The 11,374-nt window shown below is 34.7% G+C and carries 9 protein-coding genes; 4 read left to right on the top strand and 5 right to left on the bottom strand.

Annotation, left to right across the window (positions count from 1 at the left end):
• Positions 1 to 110 precede the first annotated feature (110 nt).
• From topB to AP058_RS07695, 5 genes are all read right to left on the bottom strand, one after another.
• Positions 111 to 2,186: a type IA DNA topoisomerase gene (gene topB / locus AP058_RS07715; RefSeq protein WP_066308767.1), complete on the bottom strand. Its 2,076-nt coding sequence runs from the start codon at positions 2,184 to 2,186 to the stop codon at positions 111 to 113.
• A gap of 90 nt (positions 2,187 to 2,276) precedes the next feature.
• A complete protein-coding gene (locus AP058_RS07710; RefSeq protein ID WP_066308766.1) occupies positions 2,277 to 3,728 on the bottom strand; it encodes a DUF3945 domain-containing protein in 1,452 nt (483 codons plus the stop codon).
• A gap of 94 nt (positions 3,729 to 3,822) precedes the next feature.
• Positions 3,823 to 4,119 carry a helix-turn-helix domain-containing protein gene (locus AP058_RS07705; RefSeq protein ID WP_066308762.1) on the bottom strand — a complete coding sequence of 99 codons (297 nt, stop codon included), beginning with the start codon at positions 4,117 to 4,119 and terminating at the stop codon, positions 3,823 to 3,825.
• Between the two features lie 253 nt (positions 4,120 to 4,372).
• Complete coding sequence (locus tag AP058_RS07700; RefSeq protein WP_066308760.1) at positions 4,373 to 5,224, bottom strand: RteC domain-containing protein; 852 nt, start codon at positions 5,222 to 5,224, stop codon at positions 4,373 to 4,375.
• 103 nt (positions 5,225 to 5,327) lie between these two features.
• The gene (locus tag AP058_RS07695) at positions 5,328 to 7,754 is read right to left on the bottom strand and encodes a bifunctional aminotransferase class I/II-fold pyridoxal phosphate-dependent enzyme/GNAT family N-acetyltransferase (protein WP_066308758.1); all 2,427 of its coding nucleotides are present in this window, start codon (positions 7,752 to 7,754) and stop codon (positions 5,328 to 5,330) included.
• A gap of 251 nt (positions 7,755 to 8,005) precedes the next feature.
• On the opposite strand from AP058_RS07695, the gene AP058_RS07690 reads away from it, so the two are divergent.
• The 4 genes from AP058_RS07690 to AP058_RS07675 all read left to right on the top strand — a co-directional run bounded on the left by AP058_RS07690 (position 8,006) and on the right by AP058_RS07675 (position 11,362).
• Entirely contained in the window at positions 8,006 to 8,389 is a 384-nt protein-coding gene (locus tag AP058_RS07690) for a hypothetical protein (RefSeq protein ID WP_066308755.1), read from the top strand.
• Between the two features lie 45 nt (positions 8,390 to 8,434).
• On the top strand, positions 8,435 to 9,379 hold the full coding sequence (locus tag AP058_RS07685) for an AraC family transcriptional regulator (protein ID WP_066308753.1): 945 nt from the start codon (positions 8,435 to 8,437) through the stop codon (positions 9,377 to 9,379).
• Between the two features lie 80 nt (positions 9,380 to 9,459).
• A complete protein-coding gene (locus AP058_RS07680; RefSeq protein WP_066308752.1) occupies positions 9,460 to 11,025 on the top strand; it encodes a DoxX family protein in 1,566 nt (521 codons plus the stop codon).
• A gap of 49 nt (positions 11,026 to 11,074) precedes the next feature.
• Positions 11,075 to 11,362 (top strand): hypothetical protein, encoded by a 288-nt coding sequence (locus AP058_RS07675; protein WP_066308751.1) that lies wholly within the window; start codon positions 11,075 to 11,077, stop codon positions 11,360 to 11,362.
• Positions 11,363 to 11,374: the final 12 nt, after the last annotated feature.

The raw sequence follows: 11,374 nt of genomic DNA, 5'->3' as shown, positions 1-11,374 counted from the left end.
ACTTTAGTTGATGGCTAAAGCAATTTCACAAGCAAGTATAATATCTTGTCCCCTCATTGAATAAATTTTATTTTCTATTTCCGGTCGGGTAATGCTATTTTTATTATCCATTATTTTTTCCTTTTTTCAAACTCAAAAGAAGTTTTAGAATCATTATCTAGTACTATATACGCATTGAAGTTCTTTCCCGATTTGCTTTTCATTCCTACAATAAGATTTGTTTTTCCTGTGTTTAGTAACTTTTTAATATCTACAATACTTATTTGTACCCCACATACGTTTCTGAATTGTACCCAATTACAGTTTTCATCAGGACATTTTACGATTTTATCTCTGATAAGCAATTGTTTTTGTTTGCAATTGGGACAGGTAAGATTGGGTAGATTCTCTTTTGCAATGGAGCTTTGTAATAATTCATAAGTGATTGTTGTTGCATACCCTTCCATTTCTTTTTGAAAAGCTCCAGCATCAATTTCGTTGTTTTCAATTTTCTGTAAAGTCAATTCCCATTCGGCGGTCATAGCAACATCGGCAATCTTTTTATCCTTAACCATTTCATATACTTGCAAACCCTTTTCCGTTGGGATTAGTGATTTATTTTCCCTTTGAATATAGTCACGCTTGAAAAGCGTTTCGATAATAGTAGCTCTTGTAGCAGGCGTGCCGATACCTATGTTTTGCAATGCTTTTCGTTTCTCTTCATTCTCGATTTTTTTTCCTGCGTTTTCCATAGCCGATAACACTCCCGCTTCAGTATAAAGTACGGGAGGCTTAGTTTTCTTTTCTAGAATGGAAGCCTCTTTTATTTTAAATTCATCCCCTTTTTTAAGTTCAGGTAACTCTTGAACAAGTTCAGTATCTTCATCTGAAAAGATACCTTTAATGGAACGCCAACCTGGGGACTGTATTGAACAACCTTTCAAACTAAAATCAGAATGCCCTGCTTGCAAGATTATATCAGTTATCTCTTTGGTGCAAGAGTGAGAGATAGCTTCGAGTAATCGAAAAGCAATCATATCGTAAACTGCATTTTCCTTAGCCGACAATGCAGAAGGAATTTTTTCTGTAACTAACAAACCGTGATGATCCGTAATTCGAAGATCATTTACTATCCGCTTGTTAAACTGTCCCCATTTCATTTTTGTTACTGCTTGCTTACAGGCATCTCTGTCTTGTAAAGCTCTGATGAGATTGGGAATTTCCGTCCATATATCTTCTGGAATGTATTTACTTCCTGTTCTAGGATAAGTGATAAACTTTTTTTCGTAAAGACTTTGGGCAATATTGAGCGTTTCTACAGCAGAAAGATTTAGTTTTTTGTTGGCTTCCTTTTGTAATCCTGTCAAATCAAATAACAAAGGTGCTTGCTCAGTAACCGTTTTCTTCTCTACGGAAATAATTGTAGCATTATTATTTTTTTGAATTACCTTAAGTGTGTCCTCCACCAGTTTTTTGTTTTCCCATTTTGTTTTGGAAAGGCTTTTAAACTCAATAAAATGTTTGCTGTGTACGAATTCTATTTGGCAATATTTTTTAACTGCAAAGTTTTTGTTTTCCTGATAACGCTTACATATCAAAGCCAACGTAGGTGTCTGCACTCTACCAAGCGAATAAATACCATTTCCTGCAACAATGCTTAGTGCCTGTGAAGCATTGATACCTACTAACCAATCTGCACGGCTTCTTCCTTGTGCTGACTGATACAGTCCATCAAAATCGATACTAGGTTTTAAATTATCAAAGCCTTGTTTTATGGCTTTTTCGGTTAGCGAACTGATCCAAAGCCGTTCAAAGGGTTTGGTACATTTTAGGTATTCATAAATATAACGGAATATCAACTCGCCCTCACGTCCTGCATCAGTTGCTACAATAATGCTATCACACCGATTAAATAGTTGGTCGATTATTTTGAGTTGTTTTATTGCACCTGTATCTGCTTTATAGGCTTTGTTCTTTTTTACTTTGCGAACAGTTAATAAGAAAGGGTTGGGAAGTATCGGAAGTGAGGCTTTCTGAAAACCTGATACTCCGTAATCTTCTGGCATTCCCAGTCCGATTAAGTGACCGAATGCCCAGGTAACAAAATAGCCGTTTCCCGAAAAGTAACCATCCATTTTTTCTGATGCTCCCAACAAAATGGCTATTTCCCTTGCTACGCTCGGTTTTTCTGCAATTATTGTTTTCATATGTAGATAATATTTGTTTTTTAAAGGAATATGGTATCGCCATTCTTCATTTCAGTTTATGATTTGGAATCATGGCGATTTCATAATTTGCTACATTTTTCTGCCTTTGGATTTTGCAGGAGTTATCGGGTTTTCTTGTTCTACTTTCTGTTTTTTGCTATCAGGTAATTCTTGACCTGATTTTAAAGGCTGTTTAGTGTTTTTAGTTGCCTCATTAGTTTTGCCTTCCGAATTGACATCTGTTTGTGTTTTGTGTGCTTCGGTAGGTTTTGCTTGCTCTTTGAGCTTATTGGGATTTTGAAAAGAGAAATCTGTTTTGTTGGTATCCTTGTTTAAGGTGATGTATCCGTTATATTCTTTTCCCTTTTTATCAACCAATCCACTAAGAAAAACAGTCAATCCATCTTTTAACTTTTGTTGCTGTTCAGAATCTAATTCTTTTCCTCTAAAGACTTTTGGAAATTCCTGAAATTGGGTTTGCTGATTATTTTGAGTTTGTTTAGTAGTGTTACTTCTATCAAAAAGAAATTCTACAAAACGTTTGTCTGCATTAAATTGTACCTCTGCATTAAATAGACTTCCTTTTTTGGAAATCATCCCTTCTAGGTAAAGTGGTTTACCTTCAGTTAAAGTTTGTTTTTGTATGTCATCCAATTTTATGCCTTTGATTTCATCAGGGATTTTAATTTTATCGGTACGCAAAGCAACTAGTTCATTTGTTAGCCTATCCACACTTATAATAGACGGAATAGTTTCTTTTGTTTTGGGATTAGTCAAATCAACAGCTCTTCCCATATTACCTGTAGAGAGCAAATTAGCTTTGTCTTCCTGGGTGAATTTGTGCCCAAAGAATTCAAAGTTCAGATTCGGTTCTTTACGAATACCGTGAATAGCCATTACAACCTTTCCATCGTCACCTTGTTGAAGGGATAAGCGGGCATCCATACGAGTGATTGCTGTGCCAAGATTAAGACTTATTGGTACTAATTCATTGGTTTTGTACCCTTTTAATAAGGGATCGAGCAAATTCATTTTTTCTAATTTCTCTTTGCTTAATCCGAGATTGGACATTGTTTCCCAATCTATCTGTTCCGGTTTAAAGCGGTATTCGCTTGTTTCCAAAGGTGTTTGTGTTGCTGACATATTATCTTGATTTACTTGTTTATAATCTTGTTGTGATTCCTCTTTTACTTCGTACTGCCTAATCAATTGTTCACTCTTCTTAGTGGGATTTTCTATTTGTTTTTGAATCTGCTTTGCTGTATCAACAGCGATAAGATCAGGAACTTTGAAGAATGAAAAATGAGTTGGGTTTTTTATCTGACTGATAAAATTGGAGAAGAAGTTTGAAAAGAAGTCTCCGTTTTTATCTATCCGCATAAACTGATTCTGGTTTTTCTTAGTAGGGTCGACGGTTTCCAGATTGCCTTTTTCATCAATTCCTTTTACAACTTGAATTCTTTTTTTCTCTTTATCAAAAACCAGTATTACATCCGATATTTCTTCGGGATATTTTAGTTCATCTACAGTTAGCTCGCTCATAGTGTGATATTTCAAATTCATACCCGAAATTTAAAAAGGCTTTACCTGAATCGCGCCACTTGGAACTTTTAGGCATTGTTTTTCGCTATATGGCCTATATTTTAGGTATTCTGGCGGTAAAACTTTCTCTGATGAATTGATGTATATCTGATAGTTTATAATATATTTTGCCACTGATTGTATAGTAAAGCAGCTTGCCGGAGGATCGGTAGCGCTGAAGGGATCTTGAGCTTATCTTCAGCATTTGTAAAATATCCTGATTATCCAGAAGCTCTTCTCCATCAACACTTCCACGCTTTTTTTCAAGTTCACTGATATTCTCATTTATAAGATCGAAACGTTCTATAAGTCGCTCCATCCATGATAGGAATTCGATTCTGTCTATATTCATGATGATTTATTTTGCATTAATAAAAATTACTGCTTGAAGCAGAATACTAATGCAAAGTTGCTAAGCTTGATAATTCTTTACTGCCAATGTCTGCCAATGTAAAATGCAGTTTTTTAGTATTTTAACAGATTTGATTAAAATTAGAATCATAGATTTTAGTGGACTGATGACTACAAAATTTTTAGATTTTAGGCAAATAATTTACTATTTGCCAAGTGCACCGCATGGGCTATAAATAAAATTCTCAAAACTTTTACATTTCCTTGTCCATGTGTTGTTTAAGTGATGAGCTTAGCTGGTCTAGAAAAATACTTTTACTGTCTGATCTATCCTTCATTCTGTGGAATGCGTGATGAACATCACCTAGTTGGATCTTGAAAAGCATTTGGAAAGCCATACTTATCTTTCGAATGCCAGCTTTTCCATTAGAAATGCTTCCTGAAGCATGCAGCGCATATATAAGTTCGATCAATGCATTTTTGGAATCTGTCCAAAAAAAGTCTCTGGAACTGCTATTACCATCAGGAAAAATCATAGTTTGTTCTTTTTCATCCTCAATTTTGGAGAGCAGATAGTTGTAAAGTAATTCATTGGCAATTATACGCGAAACCTTATAATCATAATAGGTGGAAAATTGAGTGTCTATTTCGAAAACAAAACTATTGACCCCCTCATGAATGTCAATTTTTCCAAGACAGAAAAAATGTTGATCCCATTCCGTCCTTCCAGTACGATAGTAACGGTAAAAATCAGTGTTGTAAAATTGCTCTTTGAATTCTTGTTTTAGCAAGTTGAGTTCATTGGAGAAATGCTTATGGTGCATTTTGCCTCTTACTATTGGACAAGATGTTTCAATTCTAAAAACCTTATTGTAGTATATCAGCTTTCCTAGTATCTGCGGCTTGACTGTTTTAAAAAAATTAATCTCTTCATTTTCATCAGAGAAGCCAGTCTCTAATACATTTTTTTTTACCGTCGAAAGTAAGTTTCGAAGTACAGTAGTCATGTGGTATGATTTTTCAATTATTTGTTCAGGGTCTAAGCTGAATTCTTTTTCTGCTTTGCGAATAACCTGAAGTGCGTTCTCACATGTAGATCTTATCATAGCAAGCGATTAAAATTTTTATAAACAAGCGAAAGAGTGGGCTTTTCAGCCCAAAAGAGTTATTTGCCGATTCTCAAAGGAAATTTAAAATTGTAGTATTTTCTCAGTACCCGCGCTTATTTTCATTTTGAAGTGTTTGCATGAGCTCCATAGCATAGTTATCTCTTGACTGTATATAAGCGATTTTCGGGCTTATGGAAGCTCCAAGCTTCTTTTTTTCAAAAGTGGCCGATATACCAAAATCAATTCTTGGAATTTTGAGATCAGCAGCTCTTTTTATGGTTTGGTACAGTAGCTGTCTGTAAAGTTGAAATCCTTCGCCAGCCGCATAGTCCATACCGATCAATTCGGGCACATAAGTATGGTAAGAGTTTTTATAGCAAAACATTACGCCGACGAATTTTTTTTCTGTAATATCATTGATATATAATAGGATAAATTCCCAGTTCGGATAGATACACATATTTTTAAATACTTCTTTATTGTACAGAAAAGTGTTTATAGCAAGATTCCGATCTTTCACGTTGCAATACAACTGGTAAGCCCTTTCCAATTCTAATGCGCTGAGACTTTCCTTAATTTCCACAGTATAGCATTTTTCATAATGCAGTATTTCCTTATTGAAATGTTTGCGGGAGCGTGAGGAAAGCAGTAAACCGTAGTCTTGCAGTGCAGACCAGTTTTTATTTTCTATGACACATGATTCTGGCATATCCACACGGAAATATCCTTGACCTCTTATGAGCGCATCCCAACGAAATTGACAAGCAAAATCACGTAAAATGAGCATGTCGGCTTTTATGGAATCATAAGTGTTTTCGATTGTATTTAGGAGCATCCGCATGGCTTTATCTGCCAAAGGATGGTCCTCATCAATATAGCAGTGTGATCCCTCAGTAAACAAGCAGCCCATGCTCAGCACTTTTGAAGTCATGTGCAGAGGATCACTTTTGCGAATTGCTTCGAGATGCCTTGATACTGATTCTGTAGAGAGCATATCGTCTTTCCACAATCCGTAAGTAAAGAAGGTCATCAGTAGTACACGCTTGTTTTGATCACGGATTATAAAGTAGAAGAATTCCCATTTATTAGTGGCATTAGTTTGATCTGAGAATGTTTTCTCAAGATAGTGAAGTCCATCCCAGTCCAATATATTTTGCACGCCAATACAATTGTTCCATTCTTGTTTGTCTATTTTCTCAATTGTTCTAAGCGCTTCTATATGTAATTCACTATCCTGCTTTTGTTCTGATGTTGCTTTAACGGCATGTTCTATTCTAAAGGCTTTCCTTATTTTATCCTCACTACTGTCGGTTTCCTCGAGTGCTTTAGGAAAATGATGATTCATTGCGTCGAAAAGTGCTGAGATGTCTGATACTTGATTATGGGCAGAGATCGTGATCCTAATTCCTGTGTTTTTAATAGGTACTGCAGGATAGATGCCAAGGTTGAGATAAAAGCCTTCTGAGAAAAGGCGTTTTGTAAAATTAAAAGCAGTTGCAGGCGTAGCCATTCCCAAAAAGAAAACTGGTGAATCGTTTTTACAAACAACTGGAAGGCTGCTTTTTGATAACAGTGTACTGAAATGCGATATCTTTTGGCTAAGTTCCATCTGCCGTACTGTAATTTCGGAAGAAAGATGTATATCGCACGATGCTATTGCCGCAGCTACTGAAGCTGGTTCAAGTTGGGCAGAGAAGGTAAGGGGACCACCAAAATTTTTTATCTTTTCACGCACTTTTTTTTCGCTGCAAAAGAAAGTAGCACCGCTGGCTCCAAATGTCTTACTGAGCGTGCTTACAACTACAATGTTATCTTGTAATGCTCCAATACTTTCAAATATAAATCCCGTTCCATTTTTTCCTTTCCAGCTCATACCATGCACATCATCAAAATAGAGATGAAGCTGGGGATATTTTTCACAAAGAAGCAAAAGATCCTTTACCGGAGCATAATCACCATACATAGAATAGACTCCATCAGCCATGTACCATATTTTACTAGATTTGTTAATAAGCATCCGTATTTTGTCTTCAAGCATTTCGAGATTATTATGGCGTATCATCTCCAATGGGACTCCCCTAAGCTTAAGGAGCTGACAGGCACTTTGTACACTCCAATGTACTTGGTGGTCCATAATTACAGCATCTTCATCTCTTATGAGTGTTGGAATTATCGCCATATGTCCCAAAGTACTGTTTTTTGTAATGATGGGGGGAACGTTGTACATTTGCTCTATTTTACTTTCCAGTTCCCCATAGAGAGGATGTGAGAGATAAGATTTTGAAAGTGGAAATTGTGTTCCATAATTGTTTATAGCACTTATAGCCGCTTCTTTTAACCTTTTGTCTTGTTCTAATCCAAGATAACCTGTAGTCCCAAAATGGAGCATTTCGTTGCCATTAATTTTTATTTTTCGGCCATTAAGATGTTCTCCTTCTGCATATAGATGCAGGATACCCTCTTCTTTTGCACTTGAAAAGACAGCATCGACAGTATCGATAAAATTGTTGTGTTTAATTTTTGCCATTTTGGATAAAATTTTAAGGTTTTATAATTGTGTTTTTTTAACTATCTGAAAAATAGTTGTTTAAAATTCCTTATAAAAAATGAAACTGCTTTTATTTCTAGTTGTTTTACTCCCAATAAGACAAGAAATGTTACCGATTTACCAAGATGTTGCTGTGTTTTTCAAGAAATAATCCATAATTGACAATAATAATGTTTATTAATCTTTATAATTTTGTTAAATTTCAATACTTTATTTTAAATTGATAAGAAATGATTGCAACATATAAATCTTATGAGAATCAAAATGCTAGGTATTGGATTCATGAAGGAATTCTCTTTTTTGAATATAAATCCAAAACGGTAATTGATTTAGAAGTAGCTATGCGAGTCGTAGCAGATAGAATTTCATTACAGAATGAAAGACTGCTTCCGGTTTTTTGTGATATAAGGGGGGTAGTTTCCACAGATAAGGCAGGGAGGGATTATCTGGCTAAAGCGGGTTCTTTACTTGCAGTAGCAGTGGCATTGCTTGGTAATGAAAACATTTCAAAGACTATAAGTACTTTTTATCTTGAAATCAATAAACCATCTGTTCCTACCCAAGTTTTTGCGGTGGAGCAGGAGGCAATTCATTATCTCAAAGGATTTCTTTAGATAAAAATCGAACTAGGTTGTGATATGTAAATAAAATCAGGAGTAATGAAGAGACCTCATAATCGCCAGCGACTTATATATATGCATAAGATGTTATATGAAATGGCACGTGGTAATTTCAATGGTCATATTCCACTGAGTAGCTATGACGATGAGATAGAAAATTTAGTTGTTCTAGTTAATATGGTAGCGGAAGAGCTTAAGGAATCGGTTTTTCATTCGGGGTTTGTCAATCCTTATCTTACGCATAGAATGATCACGCCTGCTACTTTTATCTTAGATGAAAATCATTGCATAAAAAATGTGAATCATGGGGCTTTGGAAATTTTAGGTTATAATTCTGTAGAAATTCTGGGCAGGCCGATTCAGAATTTCTTAAAGGATGACTTCAGAGACTTATCGGATATTGAGAGAAAGGAACTTGAAGATAAACTTTTATCAGGTGAAATTATTACCCTAAGTTTTATAACATTTAAAAAGCTCATTGTAACGGCCGAGTGTTCCATATCAAGATTGTCGGATGGTATGTTTACCGTCCTTAGTTTCGTAGTCCCTTTTCTCCAAGTTAATGAAACTGCTCCAGAATCATTCGAGATAAAATTAAAAAGACATCAAAATTTCCGCAAATCTGATGCGCGACTAGTGCAGAGGGTTTATGATTATGTTTTAGCTAATTTGGAAGAGCCACTGCCTTCGGTAAAGGAATTGGCAAGAAAGTTCGGTACAAATGATTTTAAACTCAAAGACGGTTTCAGGTATTTTTTTCATACAAGCATCTACAAATTTTATACAGAAGAGCGCCTTAAAAGGGCTTACCTTATCATAGAGCAGACCGATATTCCACTAAAGAATATTTCTTTTATGAGCGGTTTTAACAGCTATCCTAATTTTTCTAAATCATTTAAAAAGCAGTTTGGGTTTTCGCCAAAAGAACTCGGTAGAGGTAAAATTAGGAATCTTTTATCTCTGGATGACTTTAATCCTTATTAATTAATTTTTGCTCCCAATATTGTAAGAGTTATTGCTTTGTAATTCAGAATTTTACGTTGTAGAATTCAAATAGACTGGTTATGAAACTTATACCTAAAATAGGATTTAAAATTTTAATTGTTGAGACTGTCTGTCTTCTGTATATACTGCTTTTTGTTTACGCTGCTGTAAGTAAACTTTTGGATTTTGAAAATTTTCAGGTACAATTGGGACAGTCTCCAATATTGAGTCCTTTTGCGGAATGGATGGCGATTTTTATTCCTTTTTTAGAATTTGGGATTTCACTCCTTTTAATGTTTCGTGCCTTAAAATTCTGGGGTTTGCTATTCTCATTTGTGCTGATGTTTCTTTTTTCTTTTTATATCTATATTATGCTATACTATAGTTCATACATCCCTTGTTCATGTGGGGGCATTTTGGAAAAAATGACATGGAAACAGCATTTGGTCTTTAATATTATTTTTACAGTATTGGCGGCAGTTGCTCTTTTATTAATTCCTTATAGAAATATAATAAATAATGGATTCTGGCAAGTTTTCAAATTTAAAATTACTCTTTTAGCTTCATCTTTATTGTTGGGAGGCTTAGCACTTATTTTAATGTTTCATTTTTCTGACAACGTAATTCATTATAAAAACAAATTTATACGTCGTTTTGCTCAGCATACAGCGCAGCAGATTTATCAGATAGATTTAAAATACAATTCTTATTATTTTGCAGGGAGTGATAATGGCAATTTATATCTTGGAAATTCTACTTCGTCACTTAAGGTTTCCGTATTGGATACTTTGACAAAAGAAATAGCACAATATAACATTACTCTAGAAAGAATAAAAATGCCTTTCTCGATTCCAGTAATAAGAGTGGGAAGTGGTTGTTTTTTTGTTTTTGAAGGGACTGTTCCTTATATCTTTAGCGGAAGCACTGCTAATTGGCATGCTGATTTAAAACTTAACAGTGGTCCTTATTTTTCCAATGCGGTTCCTATTGATTCGACAAGTTTAGCAGTTCGATATTCGATAGCTGAATCGAACGAAAGTGTTATTGGAACTGTGGATTTGAAAGATACTTTAAAAAGCAAAATTAATAGAAGTCTTCTTGAAAAACAATTTGATGGGATTATCGATACTGATGGTTCTTTATTATATAATCGATCAATAAATAAGATTATCTATGTTTATTACTACAGAAATGAGTATCTGCTTATTAATAATCAATTAAATTTAGATGTAAAAGGGAATACTATTGATACAATAAGCAGGGCTCAGATTGAATTAGTCCAAAACAAAAAAAGCGGTAGGACTACTTTTTCTAAACCGCCTTTAAGGGTCAATAGACTTAGTGCTTCTTATGGAAATCTACTCTTTGTTAATTCTTCTTTACCCGGTCAATACGAATCGGAAGATTTATGGAAAATAGCAGCTATTGTAGATGTTTATGATTTTACAGATAAAAGTTATCGTTCAAGTTTTCCTATTTATAACATAAACAGAAAAAAAATGAGAAGTATGTATGTTTATGGGAATCATCTATATGCTCTTATTGATCAGAAATTAGTGTGTTACAAACTAAGATCTCATGTGACACAGAACCATCCAAAGATAAATAAAACCAGTAAAGATATATCGGCCGATATCAGGGATTAGATCGAAAACCTGTAAAAGAGTAGATCATAACCATATAAATTTTAATATTATGAAATCAAATAATTTAAAAAGATTTTCAGCTCCATTAGCAGTTGTAATCTTAGGAGGAGCAGGAGCATTCTTTACTGCTTCAATGGGTAGTGTTAAAGCTGTTGAGGAGCGTCCGGTCTATCGATACATTTCGCAACAAGATCCTTGTCATCAAGAAGAGGTAAGATGTCAGACTGAACTAGCTGATGAAATCTGTTCCTATGGATCGGCACAGTTGTTTGGAAAAGTTAATGAAGAAAGTCCAAACAATAACTGTACTCTTCCAATGTATAAAGTTCCAAATTAGAATATCGTTCTA

The organism is Flavobacterium sp. TAB 87, assembly GCF_001529295.1.
Lineage (GTDB): Bacteria > Bacteroidota > Bacteroidia > Flavobacteriales > Flavobacteriaceae > Flavobacterium.
This window is presented reverse-complemented; position numbering and strand designations above follow the sequence as displayed.

Excerpts from the sequence above, each read along its gene's own strand:
- AP058_RS07690 (WP_066308755.1), top strand. The coding sequence starts at position 8,006 with ATGATTGCAACATATAAATCTTATGAGAATCAAAATGCTAGGTATTGG.
- AP058_RS07705 (WP_066308762.1), bottom strand. The coding sequence starts at position 4,119 with ATGAATATAGACAGAATCGAATTCCTATCATGGATGGAGCGACTTATA.
- AP058_RS07700 (WP_066308760.1), bottom strand. The coding sequence starts at position 5,224 with ATGATAAGATCTACATGTGAGAACGCACTTCAGGTTATTCGCAAAGCA.
- topB (WP_066308767.1), bottom strand. The coding sequence starts at position 2,186 with ATGAAAACAATAATTGCAGAAAAACCGAGCGTAGCAAGGGAAATAGCC.
- AP058_RS07675 (WP_066308751.1), top strand. The coding sequence starts at position 11,075 with ATGAAATCAAATAATTTAAAAAGATTTTCAGCTCCATTAGCAGTTGTA.
- AP058_RS07685 (WP_066308753.1), top strand. The coding sequence starts at position 8,435 with ATGAAGAGACCTCATAATCGCCAGCGACTTATATATATGCATAAGATG.
- AP058_RS07680 (WP_066308752.1), top strand. The coding sequence starts at position 9,460 with ATGAAACTTATACCTAAAATAGGATTTAAAATTTTAATTGTTGAGACT.
- AP058_RS07695 (WP_066308758.1), bottom strand. The coding sequence starts at position 7,754 with ATGGCAAAAATTAAACACAACAATTTTATCGATACTGTCGATGCTGTC.
- AP058_RS07710 (WP_066308766.1), bottom strand. The coding sequence starts at position 3,728 with ATGAGCGAGCTAACTGTAGATGAACTAAAATATCCCGAAGAAATATCG.